Below are 14,653 nucleotides of genomic sequence, written 5' to 3'. Positions count from 1 at the left end.
GAAGGTGAGTTCTCTCGTAACCTTGAAACGAGGAGAACTCATGAAGAAGCGATTTACCGACGAGCAAGTGGTGCGCATCCTGCGCGAAGCGGAGAGCAAGCAGGAATCGATCCGCGAGGTCTGCAAGCGCCACAACATCACCGAGCAGACCTTCTTCCGCTGGCGCAACAAGTTCGGCGGCATGGATGTAGCCGAGGCCAAACGGCTCAAGGAACTGGAATCCGAGAACGCCAAGCTCAAGCGCATGCTGGCCGAGCAACTGCTGGTCATCGAGGGCCTGAAGGAGTTCACCGGAAAAAAATGACATCCCGTCAGGTCGCCGGGCTGCTGTTCGAGCCCTGATCTGCCGGGGCATCTCCGAGCGCCGGGCCTGCCAGATTCTGGGGCTGAGTCGGCGCGTGAGCAGCTATGCGCTGCGCCAGCCTGGCAAGGACCGGGCGCAGGGAACTCGACTCATGGACGCAACGCAAGACGTGCCGCGCTTCGGCTACCGCCGCATGGCGGCCTGGCTGGACGTGGGCGAAGCCCGGGTGCGGCGGCTGTGGCGCAGCCTGGGCCTGCATCAGCCGCGCAAGCGTCCGCGCCGTCGGCGCAGCGGCTGCGACATGCGCCTGCCCGGTGCCGTGCGACCTAACAGCGTCTGGAGCTACGACTTCGTGCACGACCAGTTCGTGAACGGGCGCGTGCTGAAGATGCGGTGCATGTTGGACGAGCACACGCGGGAGTGTCTGGCCATCGTGCCGGCCAGCCGACTGCGCTCGCAGGATGTGATCTTTACGCTGTCGCGGCTGATGCGCCTGTACGGCAAGCCTGAGCACATCCGAAGCGACAACGGTGCAGAGTTCACCGCGCGCTCCGTGATGCGCTGGCTGCGCGACGAGGCCATCGGGCCGGCCTTCATCGCGCCGGGCAAGCCCTGGCAGAACGGCTTTGTGGAAAGCTTCAACGGCAAGCTGCGCGACGAGTTGCTCAACCGAGAGTGGTTCCGCACACTGGCCGAGGCCAAGGTGCTCATCGAAGCCTGGCGCCAGTTCTACAACGAGCGCCGGCCGCACAGCGCCTTGGGCTACCGGCCGCCCGCTGCGGTTCGCCGCGAATGGTCCGACACCGATAACATCACCCCGAGACTCACCGCCTGAGTGGCTACAAATTACGTACGCAGGTCACCTCGATGGCAAGCGACGTAACACTGAACTGACCGAGTACCTTGCCGAAATCGAACCGTCTAACTAAGGCGCGACTGGCGACTACTCGAGTTCCAGCTGGCACATCGCTTAGGCTAGCTGCGCCTGCTTGGCAAACAATCCGAACAGAAGAATCTGGGCGTTGTGAGGAGCTACCCAAGAGCAAGCTTGAAAAGGGCGAGAAGGCGTCACTGGCGCCCGCGAGGATGCTCGTCGACGGACGGGACGTTTCAGGGAGCTGTTCACCTGCCGTATCACGGTGCCTCTACGATTGCCGATCATGAGCTTGCGGGAGTTCTTCAGCGCATGTATCTGATTGAGAGAAATGCCAAATTGCATATCACCTCGGACGCGAGCTCGGCATGACGATGAAGTCGCAAGAGCCTCTCTGGACGAACCGAACTGCTTGAAATGAAACGCCAGAAAAGCGGTTCGATTCAGCATTTAAGGAATCGTGACGCGCACTTAAAGCGTCAGATTTGCGCACGTCGCATTAGCTCGCTAACTGCGAGCCCCAGTGCACCCGCAATTCGAGCAATGGAGATAATCCCTGGGTTCTGGCGGCCGCGTTCAATGCTGCTCATGTAAGCGCGATCGATCTGGCTCCCATGAGCCAGGTCTTCTTGAGACATGCCCGCTTCCAAGCGGATCTCGCGGATTGCATTGCCCAGGGCTACCAAGATAGGGTCCTGCGCATGCCTAGGGGACGGCGTTGGCATGCGACGATGATCTGAATATGATGCCAATCAGACCACGGACGATCTTCCACATATGACGCAGACCCAGCAGATCAAAAGTCGCAGACCCTATCCAATCAAGATGAGGAGCGTTGGGCATGTTCCGAGCGCATGAGACTTGGTCGCGGATCTGGCCGAAAGGCTTGAACTCAGAGCCAGGTTTCACCTTTTACAGCGCCACAGAATTGATCGGGCCAATGCCAATTTGGCTCTTGCAGGCAGCGGCGAAGACATCGAGAGGTGACAGTCACCTATCTAGTCGGCGTCTTGCGTTCGGCTTGCTTGAAGATGCGATCACGGCAGCGCGACTTGATCGATGGGACCAGCGGCGGCTCTACGTCATGCTGCCACAGCAAGTTACGGGTGAGGACCGACTGATACTCTCGCGATGTACCACCATCACCGAATGCTCAGAACCTTACTCGGATGACCGATGTTGGAGGATCGAGACCGAATCAGGCACATACCTCTGGAGTTTTTTTGGGACTCGACTCGGCGAAGAACGAAGTCTCCAGGCTCTGTGGACGGTTGAAGATGAATGACTAGTTCGTATTCGACATTTTGAGAGGACTTGCCGATTCAGGTCGAGCGCTCTAACGGCATTCCTCGCGACTCAGCGGTGATGTTTTCTGGCAATGCACCTTGCCTATGAAGCCGATTTCGAACCTCCGCGTAAGCGCGATAGAAAGCAAGTAGCTTTGCAGTCCCCCCAAGTTCCGCTACTGCATGAATCATCGCCAAATGGCTGGAGACTCTGGCGCTCTCGTTTTCTTCCAACGCGCGTATCCGGGCTTCGGCAGCCTGCAATTTTTCCGCTGCAAGACGCGAGCCTTCCCGTCGCACCTTCGTTGAGAATTTGCGGAGTTCTAACTGCTTGGTCTGAGCTTGCTCCAGAAGCGCCCGCCGTTCCGCATGCCGGGTGTAGTCACTTGCATTCTTGATGGAGGAATGTCGTCTCGCCACGGCTCGAGCGGTGATGTCTTCATCGCGGTCAAGCATGCCTGAGAGCACATCTCGAAGCTCGAGGTGGGAGGGGTCCTTTGTCTTACGCACCATGCAGCACACTTTGTGGGAGATCTGCAGAAGCACCGGAGAGATCTTTGCCATCCGGGAATACGGCTTGGCCGGGGAGGGTGGTCATTAGTGCTTCGACCCCTTTGAGCCGCTCCATGGCGTGGGCGATCTGATTGGCCTTGCCCACCGTTCCTTCCGGGCGAGCCTGCGCGCTCTCCAATGCAATCTTCAATCGCCCGTGCAACTTGAGAATGTTGTCTTGGTGCTCCGGTAGATTGGTTGCCGACAGGTGGCGACAGCCCGAGAAACACTCAAGGTGCTTGGGGCAGGGATCGACAGTGAACGAGTTCAAGCAAGTCCCATACGGCGTGGCATGGAATCCATCTGCCTCGACCGCCAAGAATCGCAACGCAGCCTCGTCACCTTCCTTGGCTTGAATACTCCTGAACTCTCGAACGATTGGGCCATGGGCACGGCCTGCTTTGATCATCTTGGCCACGCTTGCAGCCTTACTTGCGCCGATCATGAGCTCCCATTCCTCGGGCAATTCAATCTGATCTAGCTCCTCGGCTAAGCTCCGGTGATCGTAGTCGTAGCTTTGCGCCACGCTCCGCCGATTGAAGCGCTTGGAGATGATCGTGTCGGCGACGCCAAGGCGGAACAGTTCGGTGTTTTGCAAATGACGGAATGCGTGGCTCTTGATGCTCAACTTTCGGTCGTTGTCAGATTGTCCGTACAAGTTGAACAGCGACGTGGCCTCTCTCGCGTCTCCCCCAAGCGAGCTTTGGACCAGGATCTCGTCCGCAATTCCGATGGACGAGGCTAGCACTGGGTCCACAATCGTCTCCCCTCTACCCGCGCCAACTGCGCGCTTCGGCATAAGGAAGAGCATTTCCCAAGGTGCAATCATTGAGCCATTGTCGAGAACTAGGGGGGTCAGGTCTGATACCTTGGTCGGCTGATGCTTGCCTATAAAAGTTTCGACTTCGGCAATGCGCAAGTAGGTTCCTCTTATGCCGCGCTTTGGCCGACTTCCATCCGCTCGCCTTTGAACAAGTCCAAACTCTCGGCGCTCGGCAGAAAAATATCTGCTGACCGTTGCCGAAAGCGAGTCTGCGGAGGCTTGCATTTCCTGGAGGTCAGCTAGTTCGCGCGCGTCAAAAGAGTCGGCATAGCGGGAAATGGCGGCCTCTACCTCGGCCGAAGGTACAGCTGCCCAGACGGGGTTTCCAGACATGCGAACATACATTTCTACCGAATCCACCAACTGGTCTAGTTCGTACATTGGGAAAATGCGGCCAGACTCGTACTGAGCCTTGAGTGTGGCCCGCAGTGGTGCCGTCAACACTGCAACTTCGGCCAGGGTGCTCTCCAACGGTTCACGGAACATGTCCGGTACGAATTGCGTCTCCTCGTAGAGCTTGTTGCAATCCTGTTTTTCGGCGAAGTGACGGATTGAGAGGGTCTCCGAGATACCACCTAGCTCGCCAGCAGGGCGTCCCGAATCATCCAGGTACGTGCGCGATCGCCTCCAATCCAGGGGCAGGTGTGCGACTTCGCCAACTCTTAGCCCAGTGAACAGCAGCACCTTGATCATTGCAAAGCGAAGTGCATCGTTGAAGGTGCGCGGCTTTTCAGTGAAGACGATGCGAACAAGCTCCCAAAATGCACGACGCTCCGGCAACTTCTCCTCGGCCTTCCGCTCTGCGAGTGTCTTCGCCAGCTTCTTTGTAGTCTGAGCAAAGCGCGCCCTTCCAGAACGCATCCTCTCTGGACGGGAAAGCAAGCCGCTTAACGGGCATGCATTGAATAGATGGAGGGGATCAACAACGGTTGAAATTAACCCCAGAATGACGAGGGTACGGCCTCGAGAAGGTTGGAGTTCGTCCGAAATCTCGCATGCAAGCCGAAGGTCGTCCGCTGTAGTCGTCCAGGGTTCCCGTCGAGAAATCGTGGCGATGAGTCGAAGTGCAGCTGCAGCCTGACTGATGTACTGAATGCTCTTCCGTCGCACCAGTACGTGCTCAATCGTGTACGCCTTTATGAGGTCCTGCCAGGCTTTCGAAACAGTGCCCGCCTTCAGAGATCCGCTTACAGCCTCTCGCCTCCCCATCACTTGAAGAGCTTCACCGACCTCAGCGAACGTACGCAAGATCTGTGGCTTCGGGCGGCCGTCGTTGGCCATGAGCCGAAGGTTCCACTCGAATCCCTTGGCAGCGTTTCCTGCTTCGTTCACACGCATATCCCAGTGAAACCCGGCATCTGTGGCGATACGCTTGGCTTGCTCGATAAATGCCAAAAAGTTCGGGTTGATGTTGTGTGCGAAGGGTAAGGTAGGCTGCAAATTCAGCATGTTGTTCATTCAGCCCCCAGTGCACGGATTACACCTTGCACCTCGGAGATGGTGCGCTGGAGTTGCAGGAATGCGGGTGAAGCCACTTCGCCGTGGCCAACGTCTTTGTAGAACAGCACGATGCTCCTAAAGTCTTGAAGGACCTGTTCATGGAGCGCAAGGTCACGCACGGGCATGAACTTTGGACAGCCATAGCAGGCTATAACTGGGTTAAACGAACAGCTTGGTTGACCGGATTTGCATCCGCCTATTCCGGATATGGGAATACCATGCGGCACGCCTGCTATCTGCTGATCGCCACGGAGCTTTGCTAATTCGCACTTGTCGATAAATCTTTCGGTGGCAATCCTGGCTACGGTGCGATACGTCTCCGAGACCCCGAGAGCCTTGTTCACAAGTTCCGCTTGGTTTGCAGAGGCCCGGAAATAGACGAGACCGGTCCGCAATTCGGAATGTCCCATAGCTGCAGCCAATTCCTCGTGACTGGCACCTGAATCCACCAAGCGTTGCGCCAACGAATGGCGGAGGTCGTATGCAACGCGACCGCCGGCGGGAAGAATCTCATCGAGCTTATCAATCAGCGCCGCACTTAGCGTTGATCGACTCGTGAAGCCGAACAGAAAGGAGTCGTCCCTGTCAGAACTCTTCAGACTCCATAGAGCAGCAAATAGCGAGGCCCATTCACGTTTAACTTTGCGGACAAGCGGAAGTCTTGACATTAGCGCGTCCCTCTGCTTCAGCATCCGAAACTGTAGGTGCACGATTGGGCTGCCATCAACATCGCTCCAACGAACTGAGCAGTCCCGCTTCCGAAGGATCCCCAGCTGCTTAGGCCTCATTCCCATTTGGTATGAGCAAATGACCAAGCACGCGATTTCCAAATCTGCCTTGTTCATCTCAGAAGGAGATCTCGCGGCGTCGTCTATCCAACGGACTAGGCGCGCCTCCTCATCAGTGCTTAGAAAGCAGTCACCCGCGCGAACTGAAGCATAGGCATCGCGGCCTTTGGGAACGGCCAATGCCTTACGGACAAAATCTGCATGCAACGGAGTCCACTGACCGATGCGAGCTTGACAAAGGAATGCGACCAGGGCCTTGAGGACAAATGCTATTTCTTCCGAGTACTTTGCCAGCATCACTGGCCAAGATGCCTTCGCATCCATTGGCCTGGAGAGGGCCAGCAACTCGACATCGTCGCCGTCGATCCGGATCAGGTTCTTGTAGTAGTTCTGAACCGAAGCTGGTGAGAGGGTCTGCAGACTAATGAGTAGGAATGAGCGGAGGAGGGGGCGAGTCCTTGGTGCGAACTTACTGAAATTCAGCTTTGTTGGCTTGCCGGACAGGTGTAGTTCGGCAAAGTTTTCGGCGTCCTCGACATGAATTGAGCGAATCCGCTCGTCGTAGTCATCTTCGTATTGGATGATTCGAGGAAGTGGAGGAAGTGTCCGGAGCGCCTGAGCGAAATGGTCACTAGCAATAGGTAAGGCGAGAATCATTGAGCCAAGCTCCGCAGCAGGTCCAGACGGGTATCAAACTTGTCCTCCCAGACTTCGGACAACCTTTCATCTAGGGCTGTCTTTGCATAGTGCAGCGGCATAACTGAGGTCTTGGACCATCCAAAGAAACTGCGCAGATGCATCATGGCTTGATCGGTCGTCGAGTTCCTCGCTAGCAACTGCTTCATACGCACCACTGCGCTGGTATGTCGCAGTGCGTGGGCTGTAACCGTTTCGGTGCCGGTCCGGCCTTTGAGTTCGATTCGAGCTTCTGTTGAAAGGGCCGTCGACAGGTTCTGCATCAGCTTCGTTACGCCGGCGATCGAAAGCGGCGAGCGGCGAGCGCTGCTGATCAAGTAAGGGTGCTTGACTCTTCCGCGATAGTTCTCAACGTATGTGAGCAGGACTTCTGCAGTCTCCGCCGAAACCGGAATTTGGCGAATGGATTGAGCGGTCTTGATGCTGGGCATATTCGCGCGAGAATCTCCCTCGCCATCACTCATCTCCACGGCGAGCAGCCACCGAACGGCGCCAGTTGCGGGATCACGTTCCGAACGGATTGCATCGGCTCGCAAAGTTAACGCCTCGCCTCTGCGCAGACCTTGAAGCAGAAATAGCAGCACTAGCGTGTATGCCCGCCATTGCGTCGGCTCCCGAGAAAATGGATTTCTCGCATTGCCGGGCCTTGCGATCTCCAACAATTCAGAAAGCACTAACCGCGGCAATGCTCTGGGCAATGCTCCAAATCGCTGCTTCAATGGTCGAAGACCGAGGTAGAGCCGGTCCAACCGAGCTACGTGGCCTTTGAGTTCAGCCATTCGATCGGGGGCAAAGGGATTGGAAGCAATGCGATCGCAAGTATCCCGAACAAAATGAAACGCCGCGTTCCAACGCTTCAACGCGCGCGAGGTAGGCACAGGAATGTTCCGCAGCGAAATGAAGAAGGACTCAAGGGCGCTGCTTAGCACGTCAACATCAAGCTCTGATAGTGCGTCGTCCAGACACCCGCCGCCGGCCAATTCTGTGTACTGATAGAGGGCTTCGATGTGGCCTAGCCGCTCCTCTAGTGTCGAGCTAGCGAGACCAGCGCCGTGAAAAAGCTCCCAGACAGCAGGCCAGTACCGGGGAAGCTTTTGACCATCAACGAGAACGCATCTTCGGTTTGTGATCTTCATGAGCATGGTTTTGCAACGATATCAAAGTACCCTGAACCCCTGGGAGGACTCCTGGACATCGGCAAACGCAACACTGCAAATACTACCCCGAATTTCGACAATGTGTATTATGTAAAATCAAGCTAACACTCAGGCTCTTAAAACGTCGCGACAAGACGGCGCTTCCGGCTCCCCAAACGCTCGCCCCTTAACGATCGCCAACCCACAGGAGACACACCATGGCTCAAATCGTCATCATCGGCGCCGGACTCGGCGGCATGCCGGCCGCCTACGAGATCCGGGAATTGCTCGGTCCCGAGCACCGCGTCACGGTTGTGAACGCGAGCGAGACTTTTCAGTTCACGCCCTCCAACCCCTGGGTGGCCGTGGGTTGGCGAGAAGCTGCGGAAACCACGATGCCGATCCGGCCCTACCTGGAACGCAAAGGAATCGAGTTCATCGCGCAGGCGGTTCAAACCATCCGTGCCGACGCGCATCAGCTGCAGCTGATGGACGGCCAGACCATCGCCTACGACTACCTCGTCATCACCACCGGCCCCAAACTCAGCTTCGACGAAGTACCCGGCGCAGGCCCGCACGGCGGCCACACCCACTCGATCTGCAGCGTGCCGCACGCTGAAAAGTTCTGGGCCGAGTATCAGGAGTTTCTGAAGAATCCTGGTCCCATTGTCATCGGCGCCATGCCCGGCGCCAGTTGCTTCGGGCCGGCGTATGAGTTCGCCTTCATCGTCGATCGCGACCTGCGCAAGCGCAAGCTGCGCCACAAAGTGCCGATGACATTTGTCACCAGCGAGCCTTATATTGGCCATATGGGTTTGGGCGGCGTTGGCGACAGCAAGAGCATGCTGGAGAGCGAGCTGCGCGGACACGATATCAAGTGGATCTGCAATGCCAAAACCCACCAGGTCGAAGCCAACCAACTGCATTGCAGCGAGCTGGATGATCTGGGCCAGGTCAAGCGCGAACACGCGGTGGGCTTCAAGCTGGCCATGATGCTGCCCGCCTTCAAAGGCGTGGACGCCGTGGCCGCCGTGCCCGAGCTGTGCAACCCGCGCGGCTTTGTGCTGATCGACGAGCACCAGCGAAGCAAACGCTATCCCAGCATCTTCTCCGCTGGCGTCTGCGTGGCCATTCCGCCGGTAGAGGTGACCCCGGTGCCCACCGGCGCCCCCAAAACGGGCTACATGATCGAAAGCATGGTCAGCGCCATTGCCCACAACATCGCCGACGAACTGGCGGGCAAACCCGCCACGGCCAAAGGCACCTGGAACGCCATCTGCCTGGCCGATATGGGCGACACCGGCGCGGCCTTCGTCGCCCTGCCCCAGATCCCGCCACGCAATGTCAACTGGTTCAAGAAAGGCAAATGGGTGCACCTCGCCAAAATCGCCTTCGAGAAATACTTCATGAGCAAGATGAAGAGCGGCAACACCGAACCCATCTACGAGAAGTACGTGCTCAAGGCACTGGGCATCACACGACTGACTGATCACCGCTGAGCAAAAAAGGAGCGGGGCCGAAGGCTCCCGCTCGGCTCAATGCAATCGGTAGCGGTGCGCATCCTCCAAGCTGCCCCGCACATTCAAGCCCTGGGCCTTCCAGCGCTGGATATGCGGTGCCAGGCGCTTCACAAAGGCGGCCGGGCTGGAATTGGCGCTCTGACGCCAGGCCACCTCGGCCACCGCCGCCAGACGCGGGTAGAGCATGAACTGCAGATAGCTTTCGCTGCGCACGTTCTCGGTCCACAGCGGCGCCTCGATGCCCAGCACGCGCTCGCGCTCCGCCTCGCTCAAGCCTTCCGGCATGGGCTCCCAGGCCACGATCTTCTCGACCGAGACCGGGCCGCCGGTGTTGCCTTCCCAGGGTGCGCCCGGTTCACCCAGGCCGGCGGCGTAGTCCAGGTACATGCGGTCAGACGGCGACAAGATCAGCGACTGCCCCTGCCGCAGCGCCTGACGTGCCGCCTCGGGCTTGTCCATGCGCCACCACTGCACGAGCAGCGCAGGATCATCAAGCCCGGCGGCGATCACCTCGTCCCAGCCGATGGGAATGCGGCCATGCTTCTGGATCAGCTGCACCACGCGGCGCGCGAAGTCCGCCTCCACCGCCTTGAGCTGCGGCGCTTGATCGGCCGGCGTGAGCTTGCGCGCCAGGGCCATGACATCGGGCATGTCCTTCCAGCGGGTGTTGTCCACCCAGACCTCGTCGCCGCCGAAATGCAGGTAGCGGCCCGGGAACAGGCGCACCAGATCGCCCAGCAGGGTGTCGATGAAACGGTAGGTCTCAGGCTTGGCCGGGTTGAAGGTGACACGGCCGTCAAAGAACTCGGGGTAGGCGCGCGCCGCGGCACCGCTGTGGCCCGGCATGTCGATCTCAGGCACCACCTCGATATGGCGCGCGGCGGCATAACGCACGATCTCCCGCACATCGGCCTCGCTAAAGAACTGCGCCGGCCCCGTGTCGGGCTGCGAATGACTGCCGCGCCCGCCGACCTGGCTGAGCCGCGGCAGGCTGCGCAGCTGCACACGCCAGCCCTGGTCGTCGCTGAGGTGCAGATGCAGGCGGTTGAGCTTGTAGGCCGCCATCTGGTCGATCACCCGCTTGACGCGAGAGGCATCGTGAAAGTGCCGGGCCACATCGAGCATCAGGCCGCGCCAGGCAAAGCGCGGCCCGTCCTCGATCTCGACGGCCGGCAGGCGGACGCGGGCATCACCCCGAAGGCGCCAACCCGGCGGCAGAAGCTGGCGCAAGGTCTGGCCGGCGTAGAAGGCGCCGCTGGCCTCGGCCGCTTCGATGACGAGGGCCTCGCCGGCCATGCGCAAGCGGTAAGCACCCGCCACGGCCGGCAGATCTTTCGCCAGGGCCAGGCGGATCTGCCGGCCCGGGGCGCCGGTCGCCGGTGCTTGACCAGAACGGGCCGGGCGCAGGCCCAGCTCGCGCGCCAAGGCCTGTGCCGGCGCCCGCAAGGCCGGATCGGCCCAGACCTGCACCCTCCGGTCGAGCTCAAACGGCGCTTGATTTTCCAGCGCTTGTAGCCGCTGCGGCTGCGGCAGCACCGCAGCCAAGGGAATGGGCGGGGCCGCAGGTGCTGCGGGTGCCGCAAGGAGCAGGCCGCAACTCAGGGACAAGGCCCCGAGCAGCAGCGCCTTGCAGGCAGCCTTGGCAAGCCTTCCAGTCGATTCAGAAGCCATAGCTTTGGATCTCGGTCAGGCGCGGCCAGCGGTCGCTGCGGAATGCCATAGCGGGCTGGCCGGCGCGGTTGAAGAGATTGATCGGCTGCGGGTTGTCGAGCCAGCCGTAGCGCAGGGCCTGCGGCTGAGGCACGGCGGGGCTGCTCACGCGCACACGATGCTTGCCGATCAGCTGCGCATGGGCCGGATGAAACACGCCATCGGCGCCGGCCACGGTGAAGCCGCGAATCTCGGCGTCCGGGCAATACAGGCCGCCCGCGGTTTGGGTGAAGCGCAGCTCCACGGCGGATCCGTGGATGCGCATGCGCTGCAAGAGCGGGCCGTGAACCCGGCCGTGGACCAGCGGGTTCAGCTTGGCCTTCGGCTTGCCGTTCGGCTTGGCGTAGTTCGCGGATCTCGCGTCTTCGATGGCCAACGCCGCCAGCCGCTCACCCAGCTCGCGCTTGTGGCGCGGGTGCAGATTGCCATCGTCGGTCAGGTCGCTGCTGAGCACCAGGCCGGTGCGCGGCAGGCGCAGCGCCCTCGCCTGCGCCTCGCGCAGCTCGGCCCAGGCACTGCCCTGCAGGCTGTTGTTCTGCCAGGGCTGATCGGCCGCCAGCTGCACGATGAAGAAAGGAAACTCGCCCTGGCCCCAGCGCGCGCGCAGATCGTTGATGAAGGCCGGCAGCAGGCGTTCGTACTGGGCCGCACGCGGCACATTGCTCTCGCCCTGGTACCAGAGCATGCCGCGAATCGGCAGGCCCTGCAGCGGGCTGAGCATGCCGTTGAACAGCAGCGAGGGCAGATCATTGGGCCCCAGCTCGGGCTTCTCGAGCAGCGATTCAACCTGGGCCCGCCAGGGCCCGGCCAGGCTCAGCGTCTGCCCACCGAGCTGCAAGGCCAGGCCCTCAGGCCGGCCATGCAGACCACCGCCGCCGCCGGTGTCGCGCACGCGCACCGCGATCACATTCAGGCCAGCGCGCAGCAGGCCGGGCGCCAGGGCGTAGCGGCGCAGCTGGTCCCAGCCACACTGGCCGCCCACGGCTTGGCCGTTGACGAAACTTTCATCGCAATCGTCAACCAGGCCCAGGTTCAGCACGGCATCAGGCGCCGCGGCCTGCGCTTCGCTGAGCTGCAGGCTGCGGCGGTACCAGACCGTGCCATCCAGATCGCTCAGGCCTTGGCCTTCCCACATGCCCGGCGCCTGCAGCTGCGGCCACCGGCTGTCATCCCAATCGGCGCGGGCCCAGTGGGCCAGAGCCTGCCCGGGCTCGCTCGCCCCCCTGCCCTGCCAGGCCGTGAGCAAGGCGTCCATGCGCGCCTGGTAGCGCGCTGCAAAGGCCTGCGGCGAGTCCGGCATGCCGACCAGCAAGGGGGCGATATCGGGCTGGCGGGCCAGGGCCTCGCGGCTCATCCAGCTCTCGATCTGGGTGCCACCCCAGGAGACATTGAGCAGGCCGATGGGCACGCCCGGCTGCTTCTGCCGCAGCTGTCTTGCGAAGTGGTAGGCCACGGCACCGAAGTCCGCCGCTTGGGGCCCGGTGGCGGCTTGCCAGGGCGCGGGCGCCAGATCGCTCTGCGGCTGAGTGGCCGTGCGATGGGCGATCTTGAGGTGTCGCAGGCCGGGGTCCTGGGCCGCAGCCGCTTCGGCCGGGCCACCGAAAGAGTCACGCAGCGCCCATTCCATATTCGACTGGCCCGAGGCCAGCCAGACATCGCCGACCAGCACATCACGCAGCACCAACACCTGATCGCTGCGCTCGCCACGCAGCTCCAGCCGGTAGGGGCCGCCGGCCGCCTCGGGGCGCAGCTGCAGGCGCCAGCGGCCTTGGGCATCGGCCTGCACGGTCTGACGCTGCCCATGCAGGCGCAGCTCGACGCGCTCGCCGGGCTCTGCCTGCCCCCAGACCGGGATGGGCACGGCGCGCTGCAGCACCATGTGATCGCCGAAGACGCCGTGCAGCCGCAGTTCGGCATGCGCAGCCATGCTGCTCAGCGCGGCCAGGACCAGAACACAGCGCGCACCCGCGCGGCTGCACCTCACTGGCCCGCCCAGGTGAAGGTGACCACGCTGTGCTTGGGCAGGGTGTAGGCCAAGCGGCGCGCGCCCTGCCCGACGGTGAAGCGGCGGCTTTGCGCCTCGCCATTGCTGACGATCAGGGCGATGGAGCCATCGTCGCCATTGCGAAAGGCCACCGTCTCCAGGCCGCCCAGCTTGGTCGGCGAGGCAATGCGCTGCGCACCGCGGCGCACGAATTTGCTGGCATGACCGAGGGCGTAGTACTCGATGTTTCGGGTCACCTCACCGGTCTTGGAGTCGATGGTGACCACGCCGCGGCAGTCCTTGCAGCCCCCCAGATGGGGCCCGTGGTTTTCGTCCAGCGCCATGTTCCACATCAGCACGCCCTTGGCCCAGCCGCGGGTGCTGCCGATCACCAGATTGCTCATCATCCAGGGCAAGGTTTTGTGCCACTCGGGCGCCCATTCGCCGCCTGAGCATTCGGTGAACCAGGTGTCCTTGTCGGGGTGGGCCTCATGGACCACGGTTTGGGCCTGCACATCGCCGGCATAGCAGTGCCAGCCCACGCCGGCCACATAGCGGCGTGCCACCGGATCGGCCAGCACCGCCAGCGGCGACTTCAGTTCGTCCCAGTTGTGGTCCCAGTCGATCAGCTGCGTCTTCAGGCCGCGTTGCGCGAGCAAAGGCCCCAGGTGTTGGCCGACCAGGGCGGCACGTTCGGCCGGATCGACGCGCATGCCGGGGTAGTCAGGCGGCTCGAAGTGCGGCTCGTTCTGAATCGTCAACGCGAAAATAGGCACGCCTTCTGCCGCAAAAGCGTCGACATAACGAACCAGATACTCAGAAAACACACCGTACATCTCAGGCTTGAGGCGACCTTTGATCAAGCTGTCAGTCTGCTTCATCCAGCCCGGCGCGCTCCAGGGCGAGGCCATCACCTGCAGGCGGGGATTGATGGCCAGGGCCGACTTGACCACGGGCAGCAGCTCGGCGCGCGCAGCTTCGATCGAGAAGGCCTTCAATGCCATATCGGTCTGGCCGGGAGGCAGGTCCAGATAGCTGTAGTGGCTGCGCGAAAAGTCTGAGGCGCCGATGGTCAGGCGGGTCAGATCAAAGCCGATACCCCCCGGCCCGCGGCCGAACAATTCCTCCAGCAAGGCCTTGCGCTGCGTCTCGCTCATGCGCTGCTGCATCAGCCAGACCGAGGCATCGGTGAGGGAGGCCCCGAAACCTTCCATGGTCTGAAAGCGCTGGCTGGGGTCCACCTCGATGTGCAGGGGCAGCGCCTTTTGCCCGGGCTTGAAGCGGCGGTCAGGCTCGCGGGCCAGCAATCGGCTTTGGTCGGCGCGCGTCTGCCAGGACGACACGCTGCCGGCATCCGGTGCGGCCTGGGCCACACCGGCACCGGCGCCGGCACTGATGCAGACAGCCAGCATCAGCACAGCAGACGCAAAGCCAGGGCGGCTTGAGGAGGAGAAAGAAGCAGGAAACAGGAGGCTCATGG

Annotated in this window: 10 protein-coding genes; 2 read left to right on the top strand and 8 right to left on the bottom strand. The window is 61.3% G+C overall.

Going from position 1 to position 14,653, the window contains the following annotated elements; genetic code table 11:
• Positions 1–40 precede the first annotated feature (40 nt).
• Positions 41–1,139, top strand: a protein-coding gene (locus tag OOB33_RS16255; RefSeq protein WP_271009432.1) for an IS3 family transposase whose coding sequence is annotated in 2 segments (ribosomal slippage) — positions 41–303 and positions 302–1,139 — 1,101 coding nt in all. Because the reading frame shifts where the segments join, the coding sequence is not laid out codon by codon here.
• A gap of 518 nt (positions 1,140–1,657) precedes the next feature.
• On the opposite strand, the gene OOB33_RS16250 is transcribed toward OOB33_RS16255, so the two are convergent.
• The 5 genes from OOB33_RS16250 to OOB33_RS16230 all read right to left on the bottom strand — a co-directional run bounded on the left by OOB33_RS16250 (position 1,658) and on the right by OOB33_RS16230 (position 7,959).
• Positions 1,658–1,903, bottom strand: coding sequence for a helix-turn-helix domain-containing protein (locus tag OOB33_RS16250; protein ID WP_271009431.1), 246 nt, complete (start codon positions 1,901–1,903; stop codon positions 1,658–1,660).
• Between the two features lie 597 nt (positions 1,904–2,500).
• Complete coding sequence (locus tag OOB33_RS16245) at positions 2,501–2,920, bottom strand: hypothetical protein (RefSeq protein WP_271009430.1); 420 nt, start codon at positions 2,918–2,920, stop codon at positions 2,501–2,503.
• Positions 2,921–2,966: 46 nt separating this feature from the next.
• A complete protein-coding gene (locus OOB33_RS16240) occupies positions 2,967–5,297 on the bottom strand; it encodes a hypothetical protein (RefSeq protein WP_271009429.1) in 2,331 nt (776 codons plus the stop codon).
• On the bottom strand, positions 5,294–6,784 hold the full coding sequence (locus OOB33_RS16235) for a tyrosine-type recombinase/integrase (protein ID WP_271009428.1): 1,491 nt from the start codon (positions 6,782–6,784) through the stop codon (positions 5,294–5,296). Before OOB33_RS16235 ends, OOB33_RS16240 begins: the two co-directional genes overlap by 4 nt.
• Entirely contained in the window at positions 6,781–7,959 is a 1,179-nt protein-coding gene (locus OOB33_RS16230; RefSeq protein ID WP_271009427.1) for a tyrosine-type recombinase/integrase, read from the bottom strand. The genes OOB33_RS16235 and OOB33_RS16230 overlap by 4 nt, the downstream gene beginning before the upstream one ends.
• Positions 7,960–8,177: 218 nt before the next feature.
• On the opposite strand from OOB33_RS16230, the gene OOB33_RS16225 reads away from it, so the two are divergent.
• Entirely contained in the window at positions 8,178–9,458 is a 1,281-nt protein-coding gene (locus tag OOB33_RS16225; protein WP_271009426.1) for an NAD(P)/FAD-dependent oxidoreductase, read from the top strand.
• Between the two features lie 36 nt (positions 9,459–9,494).
• Here OOB33_RS16225 and OOB33_RS16220 read toward each other — a convergent pair whose 3' ends face one another.
• The 3 genes from OOB33_RS16220 to OOB33_RS16210 are packed head-to-tail and all read right to left on the bottom strand — an operon-like array spanning position 9,495 to position 14,651.
• Positions 9,495–11,150 carry a beta-N-acetylhexosaminidase gene (locus tag OOB33_RS16220; RefSeq protein WP_271009425.1) on the bottom strand — a complete coding sequence of 552 codons (1,656 nt, stop codon included), beginning with the start codon at positions 11,148–11,150 and terminating at the stop codon, positions 9,495–9,497.
• Positions 11,140–13,116 carry a sialate O-acetylesterase gene (locus OOB33_RS16215; RefSeq protein ID WP_271009424.1) on the bottom strand — a complete coding sequence of 659 codons (1,977 nt, stop codon included), beginning with the start codon at positions 13,114–13,116 and terminating at the stop codon, positions 11,140–11,142. Before OOB33_RS16215 ends, OOB33_RS16220 begins: the two co-directional genes overlap by 11 nt.
• Before the next feature lie 53 nt (positions 13,117–13,169).
• Positions 13,170–14,651 (bottom strand): glycoside hydrolase family 30 protein, encoded by a 1,482-nt coding sequence (locus tag OOB33_RS16210; RefSeq protein WP_271009423.1) that lies wholly within the window; start codon positions 14,649–14,651, stop codon positions 13,170–13,172.
• Between the last annotated feature and the right edge of the window lie 2 nt (positions 14,652–14,653).

This window comes from Paucibacter sp. B51 (genome assembly GCF_027863535.1).
Lineage (GTDB): Bacteria > Pseudomonadota > Gammaproteobacteria > Burkholderiales > Burkholderiaceae_C > Paucibacter_A > Paucibacter_A aquatilis.
This window is presented reverse-complemented; position numbering and strand designations above follow the sequence as displayed.